Source organism: Marinomonas sp. TW1 (assembly GCF_001625355.1).
Classification (GTDB): Bacteria; Pseudomonadota; Gammaproteobacteria; order Pseudomonadales; family Marinomonadaceae; genus Marinomonas.
Genome location: NZ_JSEE01000007.1, coordinates 17,367 through 32,137 on the forward strand (window position 1 = coordinate 17,367; position 14,771 = coordinate 32,137).

13 protein-coding genes, 3 tRNA genes and 1 pseudogene are annotated in these 14,771 nt (G+C 37.8%); 10 read left to right on the top strand and 7 right to left on the bottom strand.

Features of this window, described 5'->3' with window-relative positions:
- Window positions 1-24 precede the first annotated feature (24 nt).
- Together OA79_RS07560 and OA79_RS07565 are read left to right on the top strand one after the other, a co-directional pair.
- The gene (locus OA79_RS07560) at window positions 25-1,116 is read left to right on the top strand and encodes a hypothetical protein (protein WP_063332627.1); all 1,092 of its coding nucleotides are present in this window, start codon (window positions 25-27) and stop codon (window positions 1,114-1,116) included.
- 28 nt (window positions 1,117-1,144) lie between these two features.
- Window positions 1,145-1,519, top strand: a complete 375-nt coding sequence (locus tag OA79_RS07565) for a hypothetical protein (RefSeq protein WP_063332628.1) — start codon at window positions 1,145-1,147, stop codon at window positions 1,517-1,519.
- Window positions 1,520-1,588: 69 nt separating this feature from the next.
- On the opposite strand, the gene OA79_RS07570 is transcribed toward OA79_RS07565, so the two are convergent.
- The 5 genes and pseudogenes from OA79_RS07570 to OA79_RS07590 all read right to left on the bottom strand — a co-directional run bounded on the left by OA79_RS07570 (window position 1,589) and on the right by OA79_RS07590 (window position 7,906).
- Window positions 1,589-2,722 carry a DNA cytosine methyltransferase gene (locus tag OA79_RS07570; RefSeq protein WP_063332629.1) on the bottom strand — a complete coding sequence of 378 codons (1,134 nt, stop codon included), beginning with the start codon at window positions 2,720-2,722 and terminating at the stop codon, window positions 1,589-1,591.
- 304 nt (window positions 2,723-3,026) lie between these two features.
- Window positions 3,027-3,161, bottom strand: a pseudogene (locus OA79_RS18055) (transposase); the annotation flags it as partial.
- Window positions 3,162-3,317: 156 nt separating this feature from the next.
- On the bottom strand, window positions 3,318-5,894 hold the full coding sequence (locus OA79_RS07575) for a DNA polymerase (protein ID WP_063332630.1): 2,577 nt from the start codon (window positions 5,892-5,894) through the stop codon (window positions 3,318-3,320).
- Window positions 5,895-5,945: 51 nt separating this feature from the next.
- Window positions 5,946-6,482: a hypothetical protein gene (locus OA79_RS07580; protein ID WP_063332631.1), complete on the bottom strand. Its 537-nt coding sequence runs from the start codon at window positions 6,480-6,482 to the stop codon at window positions 5,946-5,948.
- Between the two features lie 275 nt (window positions 6,483-6,757).
- Window positions 6,758-7,906 carry a tyrosine-type recombinase/integrase gene (locus OA79_RS07590; RefSeq protein WP_063332633.1) on the bottom strand — a complete coding sequence of 383 codons (1,149 nt, stop codon included), beginning with the start codon at window positions 7,904-7,906 and terminating at the stop codon, window positions 6,758-6,760.
- 291 nt (window positions 7,907-8,197) lie between these two features.
- On the opposite strand from OA79_RS07590, the gene OA79_RS07595 reads away from it, so the two are divergent.
- From OA79_RS07595 to OA79_RS07625, 6 genes are all read left to right on the top strand, one after another.
- Window positions 8,198-8,974: a hypothetical protein gene (locus OA79_RS07595; RefSeq protein WP_063332634.1), complete on the top strand. Its 777-nt coding sequence runs from the start codon at window positions 8,198-8,200 to the stop codon at window positions 8,972-8,974.
- 204 nt (window positions 8,975-9,178) lie between these two features.
- Window positions 9,179-10,360 carry a site-specific integrase gene (locus tag OA79_RS07600; protein WP_063332635.1) on the top strand — a complete coding sequence of 394 codons (1,182 nt, stop codon included), beginning with the start codon at window positions 9,179-9,181 and terminating at the stop codon, window positions 10,358-10,360.
- Window positions 10,361-10,826: 466 nt separating this feature from the next.
- Window positions 10,827-11,324 carry a hypothetical protein gene (locus OA79_RS07610; protein ID WP_063332637.1) on the top strand — a complete coding sequence of 166 codons (498 nt, stop codon included), beginning with the start codon at window positions 10,827-10,829 and terminating at the stop codon, window positions 11,322-11,324.
- A gap of 67 nt (window positions 11,325-11,391) precedes the next feature.
- Complete coding sequence (locus OA79_RS07615; RefSeq protein ID WP_063332638.1) at window positions 11,392-11,823, top strand: DUF2787 family protein; 432 nt, start codon at window positions 11,392-11,394, stop codon at window positions 11,821-11,823.
- A gap of 181 nt (window positions 11,824-12,004) precedes the next feature.
- Complete coding sequence (locus OA79_RS07620; RefSeq protein ID WP_063332639.1) at window positions 12,005-12,199, top strand: hypothetical protein; 195 nt, start codon at window positions 12,005-12,007, stop codon at window positions 12,197-12,199.
- A 98-nt stretch (window positions 12,200-12,297) separates the two neighbouring features.
- The gene (locus tag OA79_RS07625) at window positions 12,298-12,600 is read left to right on the top strand and encodes a hypothetical protein (protein WP_063332640.1); all 303 of its coding nucleotides are present in this window, start codon (window positions 12,298-12,300) and stop codon (window positions 12,598-12,600) included.
- Between the two features lie 333 nt (window positions 12,601-12,933).
- Here OA79_RS07625 and OA79_RS07630 read toward each other — a convergent pair.
- A tRNA-Leu gene (locus OA79_RS07630) sits at window positions 12,934-13,018 on the bottom strand.
- Between the two features lie 65 nt (window positions 13,019-13,083).
- Window positions 13,084-14,310 carry an EAL and HDOD domain-containing protein gene (locus OA79_RS07635; protein WP_063332641.1) on the bottom strand — a complete coding sequence of 409 codons (1,227 nt, stop codon included), beginning with the start codon at window positions 14,308-14,310 and terminating at the stop codon, window positions 13,084-13,086.
- A 150-nt stretch (window positions 14,311-14,460) separates the two neighbouring features.
- On the opposite strand from OA79_RS07635, the gene OA79_RS07640 reads away from it, so the two are divergent.
- Window positions 14,461-14,536: transfer RNA gene (locus tag OA79_RS07640), tRNA-Ala, on the top strand.
- A gap of 69 nt (window positions 14,537-14,605) precedes the next feature.
- Window positions 14,606-14,681: transfer RNA gene (locus tag OA79_RS07645), tRNA-Ala, on the top strand.
- Window positions 14,682-14,771: the final 90 nt, after the last annotated feature.

The window sequence follows — 14,771 nt, forward strand, 5'->3', positions numbered from 1 at the left end:
AAAATAGAAGTGAGGTGTTTGAAAATGATTCAATTAACAGCAAGTTATTTAGCAAATGTGCTTGATGCATTAGACAAAAATGCAATTTATACCTATCCAAATGCCAAAACACGTACAGAAATTAGAATTATTGATGTTCGAATGCCAGAAGGGCCAGTTACTATAAAGCGTAGAAACCCTAGTAAAGGTGAGTCTTTTGATGATGCGGTCTCTCAAACTATTTCATCAAAAATGCTATGGAGATTAGCCAGCGCAATTAAAGAAAATCACCCTGTAAATATTGATCGTATTTTCGGTGCAAGTTATAACACTCGGTCGGCTTTGGAGTCCCTTTTATTGCATACAGAGTGTTTTTATTTATGCTATCCAGGGCGACTTGAGAAGGTAGGGCCAAACACAGAAGTAAAGGCCGGGCATAAACATATACTTTTTGATCCAGCGAATCCTCACGATAAAGGAAAAATAATTCTTAAAGAAGTCAATGATATGGTAGTCACTGAGATTGATCGAGAGGTGCGTTTTGATTCGTTATTGTTAAACTCGAGGCCTAGTAAAAAAGTAGACATAGAGCTCAATCGTCGACATGCTCAAATTCAAGTTCTTTTAATAAAAGCGGCAGCATCTATGGGGTTAATTACATGGGTTGCAAGCAATGACCACAGTATACAATATAACGGTCAAAAGTTGATTGAGATGGATGAAGTCGTAAAAAGTATGGAAACTATACCAGCCTTATTGGGGTACCCGAAAGCTCCCGAAGCTGGGAGGCTTATAGATTGCATTTGGTTTACTAAAGATGGAAAGAAAATACCTGCAATTTTAGAAATTGAGCATAGTACGGGGGTTACGTCGGGTCTTACTAGAATGAAGAATTTCATGCTTGAAGCTCCTGATTTACGAGACATGACATATATAATTGTGGCGCCAGATGAAATACGAGAGCAAGTATTTAAAAAAGCTGCTCAGCCTCAATTTGATGAAATGAATGTTAAATACCTTTCATATTCAGCTGTTGAAGATTTATACCTTTTATCACAGAGGAAAATACAAGGGATTGATAATATTAAGTTTTTTCATACATTTCTGGAGAGTATTGTCTCTTCTGATTTAATTTAAAGTTCAATTACTATAAAGGAGAGTTGATATGAGTTTTGATTCAGATGTTGCACTACTGTTATTTAACTACCAAGGACTAACGCTTAAAAGTATTTCTGGAACAGCTAATATAACTATAAACAATATAAATTTAGAAGAAGAAATTATTACTATCTCTTGCTCTGATGGAAAAATTTTTAACGAGTCATTTAAGAGGATGCGGATCGTGTATAACGCTTTACTAGAAAACCGCTGCACGCATGTGGAAGCTGCATTGCAGAATAGTGGCTCTAGACGTAATGTTCCTGAAACGTTACTAGCAAATTTACCATTTATTGAGTATGGCTATATTAATAATAGAAAACACTTGTTTTTATCTGAAAATAACACACACCATTTGGGAACTTTAAAAAAGAAAGGTTGATGATAAGGACCACTTTAATTGGCCTATATATTGATAGTCCTTATTATGGGTGTCAAACTTAAGGTGATGTTACCGTTTTTTTAGTAGAATGAGAAAGTCATCGATAGTTTTGGCCACGCCAAGGCCAGCTAAATAAGGTACTCCATTGCCAATAGTCTTAAACATATTACTCAGTGTCATAGTAGGGGGAAGTACAAAATCAGCAGGAAGGGATTGTATAGCTAATGCTTCTGAAACGCTTAAGCGCCTTGCTTGATAAGGATGCAGGTGAACTTCATTGTTTCCATATGCTGCTGTTGGAGAATATCTCCAGCGATGAAGTCTTTTAAATGACTTTTTACTGGTATCTCCTTCTTCTACTTGAGTAAAACGAGCTGATTTGGGCCTAAAATAGTGAGATGCATTGATATGTTTATGCACTTTATTTTTTTTGAACCAATGTTCAATGGTAAGCTCTGCTTTAACACCTTTTGGTTTAGGTTTTATACTATCTACTACAAAAGGTTCTTTTTCTGGCCAGTCGTTATTAGAAAGCGACTCTTCGCGTGTGAATTTAGTTCGTTTGTTCCAGTTGAAAAAATCTTCATCAATTAACATCGATTTGAGAGACTTTTCATTTAATATATTTATTACATGATGCTTCTTGATTCCAAAAAGTAAAATTCTGTCTCTATCTTGTGGTGCGCCATATTGAATGCAGTTGATAAGGTTCTCTGTTAAAATATAGCCTTCATTCTGGAGTTTATTTTTCATTTCTTCATAAAATTTTCGATGCCTAACCGTTCGCCATAAACCTTTTACGTTTTCAAACAGGAAAAAATCAGGTTTATGTTGTATAACACAATCTACATATGTTTCGGTAAGTCGGCCATTATCACCTTCATGACCCTTATTTTTCCCTCCGATAGAAAAGTCCGGGCAAGGGGGGCCTCCAATAAAACCAACGAGTTCTCCATTATTTTGGGACGTACGGACATTATTTTTTAGTTCTGGTGCTAGTTTGCCATTTCCAACAAAATCTTCAATACTATTTAAGTAGTATCCATACTCAGGCTCCTTAAGTTTAAGGTGCTTACGAGAATACTTATAGGCTTCTAAAAACGGCTCGTGAAATTCATTAACCATTGCTATCTTGAAACCTGAGTGCTCGAACCCAAGATCTAGAAAGCCTGAACCAGAAAAGAAAGAAAAAATTGTAGCCATGAGTAAACCGTGTAGTGGAGGAGACCAAGAATAAAGGAAAACGATTTTAAACCGTCTCGAAGAAGAAGACAAAGAAAAGTGACATAATTTTAATTGCCCATGATTGACCTTGGTCGAAGGCTCTACCCTTAGATAGTACAAATCATTTTATTTGCTTATTTAGTCGGTTTTCAGGGCTGGACTTCCCAGAGTTTGCTAAACAGTAGGAACTTTTAAAAACACTTTTCTTCGAACTTGGCAGGTGACATTTTACCTGTATGCGAATGTCGTTTTATCAGGTTGTAGAATATATCAATATCCATACTTTTTTGATCCAAGCGTATAAGCTATAGAGGGTTGTATCGAGTCGTTGAGCCACTTCAGCAACAGAATAACTATGCCCTGTTACTTGTCTAACCGCTTCTCTTTTAAATTCTTCTGAGTAACATTTTGACTTCATTAAATACCTTTTATTTAACTAGTTTTTAACGCTAATAGGCGCCTAGTAAAGTCTGGGAAATCTAGTTCTAGGCAAGTTGATGAAGAGGGTGTACAAGAGTGATGGTACTTGCGAATCTATTTTTATAACGCCATTCCATGGCGTTCGAATGAGTTTTCAACTACTAAACAAGGTATCCAGATTAGCATTAGGAAAACGTTCTAAAAGCATCTTGAGGCAGCGTATGCTCTTATCAGTTCTAGGTACTGCACCTTCAATCAACTTTGATCGTTTAGCACTTCTGACTTGCTCTGGTGAAATGGCATATCCCTCACCATTAAGCCACTTGGCCATTTCTTTGGAATTCATTACAGAGCTATCCAAGCCCAGCAGCGATCTTGTATAGAAGCGTAAAAATAAGCGTATGAGTAAACCGTCAGAGCTTTCTTCTGATTGAATTTTCACCGCTTTATCTTTTCGTGCTTTTTGCATAGCAAGATAGTCCATGAAGTCTTCGACATCTTTCTCTTCCTTAAGACACCTATTTGACCTAAAGCCAGTAAAAGATGCTCGGGCAAACTCGATATCTTGAACCGTTTTAAAGGGCTTGGTAGTTGCCCCAATATGTTCCCAATTATCGGCTGAGTAGGTACTTACTTGATCGATATCTCGTTTAAAGTCGAACTCCAAGTTAAGACGCTGAGTTTTCTTTTCCATAATCATGTCACTTCTGCCCAGATACATTGATCGAGTAGATCTTAAATGAGAAGCATCAATGGTGTCGCTAGAGGTTCTATTACGATAAAAGTCAATCATGTATTGGTTATGATCTAAGCATGATTGAGGTGGACGTACACCAGCCTTAGCAAGCACCTCTTTTTGGCCTTCCATTGGTTTTACAGTCACTTGTCCTCTAGTTTTCATGCAAATAAGCTGTCGTGCGCCATGTTTTTGCTCAAGCAAAACATTCTTACTTTCAGGAGGACAAATGCGGCTATATAAATCATTAAAACGATTACATATAGAGCCATTTAAAGGTATATCCGCTAAAGGTGCATTGGTTAAGAATCCATCCGTTGTCACCGATATCACCTCATACTCTCGGGGTATAGCGTGAAGTATCTCAGATAGCATTGCCCTTGCTAATCCTGTCACGTAAGTAGCAAAAAATGGATTGGTTAACGCCGTGTAAGGCAACTGGTTACTAAGGCCACTTTCTATATCAAACCCATTTTTACCTCTTAACCCCTGAGCAAGTTTGCCATAAAGTGAATTCCCTAATTCTTTCCAAAGAAGTTCGTCAAAACTGCCTTTATCAAATGAATTCCGCTTGTCTCTGACTTTAGATACATACGATTCAAAAATTCGGTCATCATTCTTCCAAGGAAACACCATCCCTTCTTTCACTTTGATTGTGGCATTCTGAGCTATAGCCACTTCTAGTTCATGTCCTGTGCAAAAGCTTTCACCTGACAAAGGGTAAACAAGACCAGAATCTATTCGTACAGGCAGGCTAGGATAAAGAGTTCCTTCAGGAAAGCTGAACTCAACTAAGGCTAAAGAACATTGATCACCTATAAGTCCTTCAGCGTCTTTGATTTGGTATGAAGAGTCGTAGTCAATTTCTCTAAGACCTATCATTGCAGCGGTGTAACAGCTAGGAATATCAAAATCATTAAAATCTTGCTCAGGGGTCAAGCCAAGCCAAAAAGCTTCATTTCTACCGCCATGAAAAGTGGATATCGCAAGCTGTTCCTGCAATAAACGCATTGTTTCAGGCATCCGGCGATGCAGGGTGTGCATTTGCTGCTTTTCAGTATTCCATCTTTCATAGCGTTTAACCTGATATCCGAATACAGAATCTAAATCAAAAGATTCAGGGGTATTGGTCTTGAAAAGACTAACAGCCATCGACCCGACCGTTACAGGTAGTTTTTTAAGACCATTCAAACTACAGAATTCAATGACACGCTTTATATACATGCGTGCAATGACGGCATCTCTTATTGCGTATTCCTTAAAACCTTCAATATCTTTTTCTTGATATTCCTTCATCCTTTCAATACTAAAAGGTGGGGGGATGTCTAATTTTGGCAAATCAATCAATTCACCCACTTCACTTAACGACTTTCCTGCTGGAGTGAGTAACATCGTGTCGTAACACTTAATGTATATATATTTGGTATTACGAGATTTTGTCCGAACCTTCAATGGCTCTTTGTCTACCCGCTGAGCCTTGATAGACTCCACATCAATGCCATACGCGGAATCGAGAGAAACGACTGTTTTTCGTATGCCAGATAGATGAGCAGCCACCCCATCAAAAGCCTTATCGAAATTAAAAATATCAGCTTTCAAAAAATGAGCGACTATAAATAAATGGCTAGGGTACGTTGTTAGTACCTCAGACTCTATAGCGTGCTCTATGCATTTGATAACAAATCTTTCAAAGGTTAAACGATCTTTTCGCATAGACGATCCGACCGGAATATAGCCATCACATGATCGGCTTCCATGTGAAATTGAAAAGGTATAACAGAGAACATCATTGCAACTTTCAGCCTCATTAAATTGATACTCAGTGTCAAACGCTAGAATGATTGTTTCTTGTAGCTCGGGCCAAGGTGTAACTTTAAACTTCTCTTTGACAACCTTATCGTGAATAACCTTAGTTTTAGAGGGCTTTTTATGCTTAGGGATATTACTATTTAAATTCGCATCTTCATTTAAAATCGCATCATATTTTTCATACATATACAAAATAAAAGAGAGGTTTCCCTCTCTTACCTCACGATAAATTAATGATTAGTCTATAAGGAAATCATTCCAGTTAACTGTTTTCTTCTTGTTGGTTACTACTTCAGATACTTCATTTTTCAGATTGTCAATATTGTTATAGTCATAGCTGGACATAGAAAATAATGTCCTTGAATTAAGACCAATAATAACTATTACACGCTCATCTTCCATCTCTATAATACGAATGTTTAGAATGGATTCTTTATGAATAAACCCACCATTCTCTAAGGTTATAAAATCCTTGTTGTTGGTCGAATAATGTCCAAGGCTCGATTTAATTTCATCAAAGATGTCATTTGCGTATTTGCTTTTTTCATAAAATACCATCCCACAATTCTTATCAAATGCTTTGGTGTTACCATCAACATTGATTAAATTTATAATTTCAGAAACCTTCGTTATCTGTTGGGTTCCTTCTACAAAACCATTTGATATACGTGAGATTTTAACTTTAACATCAGTGTCCTGAAGCATTTTGGTTTCAGCGTTAGCGTTAGCGTTAGTGTTAGCGTTAGTGTTAGTGATGTCTGTATTTGTGTTCATATTTCATTTCCTTTAAAAGATTGATTTAAGTTCATTGTTTATTAGGGTGAAGTTTTACTGATCTTCAACAGTGTTAATTAAGTCTTTAATTCATATTCTTCTCCTCCCACTGATGTATGTCCGTTATCCGAAATCGGATGAAGTTTCCAACCTTTAGATATGGTGGCCAGCTTTCAGGCTGACGTTTCAATCCTGATCGTACTGAGTTCACCTTCAGGTCGTAGCGATCACAAAAAGCTGATAACGAAAGAAAAAGAGGCGACATTGTTTTCTCCTTAGTTCATATAATTAAATGTAGAATCGAGTTGTTTTACGGAATTGCTAATGTGTTCATTAGACAAATGGGTGTAGCGCTCAGTAACAGAGCTGCTGCTGTGGCCTAGAGCTATTTGAGTTGCTCTTAGAGAACCTGTAGTTTCAATTAAATTAGTGGCAAACGTATGGCGTAAGCTATGTAGAGAAAGCTGCCCTTTTAAGACACCCTCCTTGGATAGCTGCGTACATACCCATTGGAGGGCATTGCGAGGGTAGGTTAGATGGCCTTTACTGCTAGGAGAATAAAAGACAAATTCGTTCATCTTTAACGTTTCTAAGTGAACTAGAACACGTTTCGCTGTTTCATTAATGTGGACACGACGAGCTTTTCCTGACTTTGTCATAGGTAAATCTACATAGGATTTATCCTCTGATAAATAAGTCCATTTCATGGTCAAAGCCTCCATTGATCTCATGCCTGTAAACAGCAAGAACAAAAGAGCACTACCAGAGTATGGATTGGAATATGAGCTGGAGAAGTAGGTGAATCGATGGAGTTCATTACCTCGCAACACTCGTGTTTGCGTATTAGATAACACTTCCTTTTTGATTTTCTCTACAGGGTTCCTGTCAATCAATTCCATTTCAACCGCAAGGCTAAAGACAGCCTGCAATGCGTATCTATATTTATTTAACGTACTAGCTGATACCTCTCGAAGACGAAGTCTATTAATGACTTGGATACAATCAAACTTACTAATGTCTGAAAGCAATTTACCAGAGATATACTCAAGCTCGGTTGAAAGGATTCTTAAGCGTGATAGCATCCCTTTATGATCACGGTGATTGGTTTCACTATGGGGTATATAATAAGTATTGATAAACCTATTAAGAGTTAAAGGTGCAGGAGCTTCACCTCTAAGGTATGAAACCTCTGATCTTAGACGTGATAATCTTTGATTTAATACTGTTAAGTCTTCAGATATATCACCAATTTTCTTAACTATACGAGTGGATTTCACGTCAGCTCTAAAAATTAATGATACTGAATGTTTGTTTTTTCTAGCATGTACGTTGGTTCCCATATGTCTCTCGGAACCATAGGGTAGTAATGTCATTTTTTGTTTTATTATCTCTACATTTTTAGGTGTAAATTGGAGGGAAGTCATAGTTTTTTATCCTTAACTGCGTATTAGGTTTTATAGATTAGATGAGATATTGATGGATTTTAACTAGCAGGTGTCTATGGCTCGAAGTCTTGATATGAAGGCGTTCTTTGTTTTTTGAAAATCGTAAGGTGTTGTCTTTTAATGGTTTTTTATCGATTTATTTTCTCAGTGGAATTCGTTTTTTCTTCTCGATTGAGGCTCTCTTACTACGTTTCTTTGATGAAGCTTAAGGAATTGGAACCAGAGCAGCCTTCTTCTTAATGTTAACGGTCAACTTTTAGGCTTAGAGTAATGTCGAATACAAATAAAAGAATAGAGCTCACTAAGCGTGATAAAAAACTAATTAATGAGCTAACAAAACATAAAGGAATTTCACGAAAAAATATCCCTAAAATAGCTCGTTTGATTTATGGTGAAAATACAGCGTTTAATAATGGCGGGTTGAAAACCCATTATAAATTGATTAAAGATTTTTGTGATTCTAAATCTAATAAAATAAGGAGTGATGAAAGACTTGCAGAAATAAATATAGAAAAAAGCAAAGAGTATTTCGATAGTTACTACATAGTGACCAGTGAATCACTGTCCTATGTTATAAAATCTAATAAAACTATTAGTTCAGATTATTTCTATATGAATGGTGGCAATAAAAGTTATTATGACCATTTCGTATTTTATGTTGTAAATGAAATTGGCATAGCTGATATCATGACTGTTGGTAGTTTAATTGACAGATTGGATATAGTTGTTGATAAGAAAAATTTTAATAGCATTGAAGAGTTAAAAGGAATTCTAATTAAGATAAAAGGATTCAGTTCAGTAGGTAGGGAAAAAGAAAAACTATATAAACAGTCCTTCAATGCTGAAATAGTTTGGAAAGGTGGTGATCGTTTAAATAAAAATATACTAGGGCCATTTTGTACAATATATAACAATATAAAGTATGTGAGCGAATATACGCATAATGAAATGAAGAGAGTTGATAATAAAACGTATAGTAAGTGGGATAATTACTCCTCTTCAGAGGAGGTAATGAATAAGATGATTTACTTCTTAAAGGAGGATTGAATTTACACAAAGGCTATTAATAACTTGTCACTGTAAAGTGGTGAGTCAACTCTATACCCCTACATACTCTTATCACACCATCTTGAAAGCCTTTGTTCTAAAGGGTTTCGAAAGTTTTCTAATTACGAAAAACGAGTAGGGCCGTAACAAATGACAACCTTAAGTACATATTATTTCTTTGATGAACTGATCAAGGAGTAATCAATGCTTAAGAAATTTAGATTCACAACATCCCTTCTGAAAGCACTACCTGCGAACGACCCTCTCGCTAGGTCAACAGAGTTAGAGTTCTCAGATACTGAAGTGACAGGGCTAAAGTTGCTCAGTGGAAAATCGGGCTCTAAACGTTTCCTATTACGTTACACGATTAATGGAAAAAAGACGTCTATTTCAATCGGTAGGTTCCCAGATATAAGCTTACAAATAGCAAGGAAAATAGCGTTACAGTACAAGAGTCAAATAGCCTTAGGAGTTGACCCTAAAGAAGCTCGATTAAAAGAGAAGTCTAAGCACAGTATTCCAACGCTAAGTCAGTTTTTTCATGAGGTGTATTTACCTTTAGCCAAAAAAAGAAAGCTTTCATGGCGAGATGACAAAGCTCGCTTCATGCTTTGTAAGAGCATCCATTTAGTCCGCTACGATGAACTAACGGCAAAACAGGTACTAGAAGTACAGTTGGATTTGAGTTCGGATACGAAAGCGCATTATTCCTATGCCCCGGCAACGTGTAATAGGGCGCTTGCTTTACTGAAAACCATGGGGAAGCTTGCTGAAAATTATCTGGGTATATCAAATGTTGCTCTTAAGGTCGCTCTGCTACCTGAGAACAATATCAGAACTCGATACTGTGATATCCATGAAACTCAGAAGATCATTAAGGCCGCTCTTAAGTACCCCTGCCGAAGCAGCGGTGCTTATATTGCTTTACTGTTCTTATCAGGTTGTCGGGCAACAGAGTTACGTCTAAGACTATGGCAAGACATTGACTTGAAAAAAGGGATATTGCGTATTCCAAAAACGAAGAATGGCACACCTCATATCATTTATCTTTCGGATTATATGATTGAGATAATAAAGTCGATTCCTCGATATGCTGGAAACCCTTATATCTTCGCTGGAAAGAGAGGTGTTAAACCGATTTATCAACCACGTCATGCTTTTGACGTTATTAAGACCCAAGCCAACATCAAGAATTCAGAAGAAGTAGTGTTTCATACTGCAAGACATTCTGTTGCATCAAACCTTATTTCAAACGGTGCCGATCTAAGTTCAGTTCAAAAATTGCTTAATCATAAGAGCATTGAATCGACGCTACGATACGCCAAGTTAAATGAGGCAACACAGCGTAAAACAGTTCAAAGCTTATCTTCTATGATTCAAGCATAGAGCTTTTTCATATCAACCTATTAATACAAAAGAGCCCTTACCGTTTTGGTAAGGGCTCTTTTACTTTCGGAGAACGTAATGGAGATCATTCATGACCTTAGACGACTAACAAGCTTACCTATCAAGGAGTCGATAAGAGTTCCTTTGTTACAGCACCTGACAGAGCCCTTTGGGTCTGTTTTCAATGCTATTGAGTGCTGGGAAGAGATAGGTTGCTTTTTAGTTTACATAGATCACTGCGATGGAGATCGAGCACTCAACGTATTTGATCAGGCACACAACTACTGTCTAACAGCAATAAAAAACCATCACGAATACGTAGTAAAAATTGGAGAGAATAATAGTCATCTATTAGTGTTAGCAATCCTTCATGACTCTGGTTCAGGTGTTTATCTACTAGCACCAATAGACCATCCATCTAGATATTTAAAATCAATTACAATTTAAACCAATAGGAGAAATAAACATGTCACATAAGACTAAGAAAGCGGCTCTTGATAGTGAGACGAATGAATTAAATGTTGAAAATAATTCGCCAATTATTGCCTTTAACGATAAGTCAGAAGACAAAGTTATGACGGTGGTTATTAATGATGGGAAAGCATTAGGTTTAAACACTAAGAAAAATCACCATATATTTTACCAACTAGCTTACGATCAAAATAATTCACCATTCATTCGCATGACAGGTAATGAAGGAGGAGGGCTGCATACTAAAAGCTGGATTGACCTTCTTGAGGTGTTTAGTTTATTAGAAGAGCAAGAAGGAAAGGCTATTAAAAGCACTCTATTAACGCCTGTTTTTAAATCAGGCAGTGCTAATAACTGCGGCTTTTTCGCTGCCGTGTTGCGTAATCCAGATATAGGGCTGTTAAGTAGATCAGATAAAAGCGTGTTTGTTCATCGTTTGAGCGAGCAGTACGCGGAAAACAAAGAAAAACTTCTGACTCTTAATAAAAACTAGCAAGCAAGATACTCCCATACCCCTTCTTAGTACCACTACCTAAAGTAAAATTTACCAAGGAACTATTATGAAACTCAAATTTAATCATGAGGGATTAGCTGTGCCTGTTAGTCAGGGAATGATTGATTTAATCCATCAATGTAGTGACAACCTCATCGAGGATTTTACTGCATTAGATGGCTTTACAATCAATTTCAAAGACACCAGCTACAGTGCTAGCTCCGGTGGATATCATCCTGTTGAGATTGGCTTGTTTAAGAACGGACAAGGCATTTTCTGCCTTAGTTACATAACAGACTTTGCGTATGTCGGCATTCAATATCCAGAGCTTATAAAGGATGTGGACTTTAATTTCGACGCAGGGCAGTTGCAAGGGTATCTAATGAACTCGTGTTTAACCAATAACGATACTCAGGAATTTTATGTGTTGTGGGAAGGTAATTTCCTTAGCTATGTAGACATGGAGTGTTTTGACGAAGTGACTGTTTATTTACTGTAGAGGAGAAAATTGAATGGTCAGGAGGGGAGCAGGAGATTCGACTTTGTCTCTCTTCCTTTACTTCATCGAGAAGTGAAGCGCTTGAAAGCCAAAGGCTGATAAGAATATTAATTGTGTAGAAGGTTTAATCTCAAAGAATTCTGCACCCGTTGTTAAAAAATGAAACCAAATGAGAGATAAAATGAAAGATCAAGAGTGTAATGTGATTTGTGTTAACGATGAAGAGAATAGAAATGAAAAGGAGTCGAATGAGAAAATAAAGTCAGCGATTAAAGGAGCAGCTGCAGGGGCATTAATCGGATCCCGTTTTGGCCCAATTGGTATTGCTGTTGGAACAGGACTTGGAGGCGCGTTGGGATATATTGTTGATAAATAAAAACTATTGGTTTTATATAGAACTGATAGGGTTTAATTACAGACCGTAATTTATAATTATATGAAAGCCAATAATGATATAGATAAAAGGATGAGAAGATGGAGCTAGATTTAAATAACCCTCAGGATTTTACTTTGGATAATGTAAAACGTCTTATTGCATCAAAAGACGATTCAGTAGACCGCCAGTTAAGAGTCACCCTAAATGGAATAGCTTATATCTCAGACAAAGTAGGTGGAGATGATGTAATGGAATTGGCATTTCGTTTAGAGACTTGGGATGCTAAAAATAGTTACTCAGGAGTGGCAGCAAGTAACGATCAAAGACATATTACAAGAATTTATAATTGCTTAAAGTTAAATTGGCCAAAGCCAAGCAGTTCTTATATTGATGTTTACTAGGCCGTCTATGTAATCAATATACAAAATGCATGGACTTGTTTTTCACTCAAAAGAAAGGAGTAGGGCTGGAAAATCAGCCTAGTCCTTCATGCATATGTAGGACTAAAACTTAGCTTCGGTAGCATCTTTGAGTAGTCAAAAGATTTACAACGCCACTACCCCCACACACAGAAAAACAGGAGGGGAGCTGGAGTTTTTATAACGGTGGTTATGATTTTGGCAGATTGGCCGTCTTTAGAAGTTAGATACGAAGAGGTTTTCGACTTGATATAAAAGGGGCAATCCCAGAAACAACAAAGCCCTAGCTAAAGAATAGCTAGGGCTTCATCTAAATGGTACCAGTAGGCGGACTCGAACCGCCACGCCTTTCGGCAACGGATTTTGAATCCGTCGTGTCTACCAATTCCACCACACTGGCCTTGAAAAAGGTGAAACGTATTTTATGTTTTTTTCTTTGGCTGTCAATTGTTTAACGAAAAATAATTAACAAATTGACTGCATAACCTCTTCAGACCACAACATGGCATTAATAAACGCTTGATTTAACTCAGAGCGTTGCGTTTTGTTTAGTACTTCGATGTTTTGCCATTGTTGCTCTTCGCAGCTTAATGTGAGTGTCAAATAGTGTCCTAACTCGCCAGCTTGATGAAGAATAGCCGCAAGCGCGTCGTTCTCCAGAGCCGTTTGTTCCAATATCACTTGCTTCTCAACATTAAACACCGCGTCTATTCCAGACATCAGGCCAACCATAAAAGCAGACTCCGATAGTGAGGCTTGATTCTTTTCCGCTAGAAGTTGGCAGCACCTCGCGCGAGTTAATAGCACTTTTAGCAAAGCATTAGGTTGCGAGGTCGATGAGGTTAAAGTGATCAATAATGCCCATCGCTTTAGTTTTACCAAGCCTAGAAAGATAACCGCTTCTTTTATAGAAACCACTTTCTTAGTAATACCGCAAACAGGGCTGTTTAGAATTCGGAGTAATTGGTAAGACAGTTTGGGGTTCTTCGCGACTAGGTGGGAAATCTCATCAATGCTAATGTCTTTGTTTTGGAGAGCATTCACCAGTTCAATCGCACCATGAGTGGCGGAATCAATTTTTTTACCTTTGATGAGTTCAGGGCGTTGTAAGAAATACCCTTGAAAGAGGTCAAAGCCGAGTTTTTTACACAGCTCAAACATGGCTGCGTTTTCTACTTTTTCTGCCAGTAAAACCATACCGCGACGCTTTAGTGAAGCAATCTCGGTCATGTATTTTTCCGGTGGCGTGGCAAGCACATCAATTTTGACAATGGAAACCCAAGGCAATAAAGCCTCATAGTCTGCTTCAAAGTGATAATCATCCAGCGCAAAGCGATAGCCTGCCGCTCGCCATTTTTCGATCGCTTGATAAAATTCAGGTGTTAGCCGCTGACTTTCTAGGATTTCAATGTAAACCGTGTCATGGTCGATCGGAAAAAAAGCATCCGATAGCATGAGTTCCGTGGTCATGTTAACGAAAAAGGGCTTTCTTAGCTGTGACTCTAACTTTGTAATACCAATACAGAGGTTAACCAGTACTTGGCTGGTGGCTAATTCACCATCTGAAAATTGCGCTTTTTGGGCATCCATTCCACGGAATAACAGTTCATAACCAAAGACCTCTTTATTGCGTTTGAGAATCGGTTGTTGAGCCATCATTAAGTCATCCAACACCGTGGGAAAGTGGGTCATATATTACTCTAGGGTTATGTCTTAAGATGTTGTTGATGATATCAATTTTTATGAGAGGGCTCTAAGTTTTAATTTCAGAATAGTATTAAAAATTCATCATAAAGCATTGACAGGGAACATCCGCACCCATAGAATTCTGCGCTGTTTTGTGGGGCTATAGCTCAGCTGGGAGAGCGCTTGCATGGCATGCAAGAGGTCAGCGGTTCGATCCCGCTTAGCTCCACCATAAAACACTTCCCTTTAAGGTTTCTTATTGTTAAAAAGATATCTTCTGCAAAACGCCGTGGCGTGATGTGGGGCTATAGCTCAGCTGGGAGAGCGCTTGCATGGCATGCAAGAGGTCAGCGGTTCGATCCCGCTTAGCTCCACCAAACTTATTTCCTTTGTCTCTACCTGATTGATTTTGTTGTTATACTCTTGTCTTGAGTTGTTTTGGGCAACGTGGCGTATAAGGACTCGGT

Excerpts from the sequence above, each read along its gene's own strand:
- OA79_RS07595 (WP_063332634.1), top strand. The coding sequence starts at position 8,198 with ATGTCGAATACAAATAAAAGAATAGAGCTCACTAAGCGTGATAAAAAA.
- OA79_RS07625 (WP_063332640.1), top strand. The coding sequence starts at position 12,298 with ATGGAGCTAGATTTAAATAACCCTCAGGATTTTACTTTGGATAATGTA.
- OA79_RS07570 (WP_063332629.1), bottom strand. The coding sequence starts at position 2,722 with ATGGCTACAATTTTTTCTTTCTTTTCTGGTTCAGGCTTTCTAGATCTT.
- OA79_RS07565 (WP_063332628.1), top strand. The coding sequence starts at position 1,145 with ATGAGTTTTGATTCAGATGTTGCACTACTGTTATTTAACTACCAAGGA.
- OA79_RS07600 (WP_063332635.1), top strand. The coding sequence starts at position 9,179 with ATGCTTAAGAAATTTAGATTCACAACATCCCTTCTGAAAGCACTACCT.
- OA79_RS07575 (WP_063332630.1), bottom strand. The coding sequence starts at position 5,894 with ATGTATGAAAAATATGATGCGATTTTAAATGAAGATGCGAATTTAAAT.
- OA79_RS07560 (WP_063332627.1), top strand. The coding sequence starts at position 25 with ATGATTCAATTAACAGCAAGTTATTTAGCAAATGTGCTTGATGCATTA.
- OA79_RS07610 (WP_063332637.1), top strand. The coding sequence starts at position 10,827 with ATGTCACATAAGACTAAGAAAGCGGCTCTTGATAGTGAGACGAATGAA.
- OA79_RS07615 (WP_063332638.1), top strand. The coding sequence starts at position 11,392 with ATGAAACTCAAATTTAATCATGAGGGATTAGCTGTGCCTGTTAGTCAG.
- OA79_RS07635 (WP_063332641.1), bottom strand. The coding sequence starts at position 14,310 with ATGACCCACTTTCCCACGGTGTTGGATGACTTAATGATGGCTCAACAA.
- OA79_RS07620 (WP_063332639.1), top strand. The coding sequence starts at position 12,005 with ATGAAAGATCAAGAGTGTAATGTGATTTGTGTTAACGATGAAGAGAAT.
- OA79_RS07590 (WP_063332633.1), bottom strand. The coding sequence starts at position 7,906 with ATGACTTCCCTCCAATTTACACCTAAAAATGTAGAGATAATAAAACAA.
- OA79_RS07580 (WP_063332631.1), bottom strand. The coding sequence starts at position 6,482 with ATGAACACAAATACAGACATCACTAACACTAACGCTAACACTAACGCT.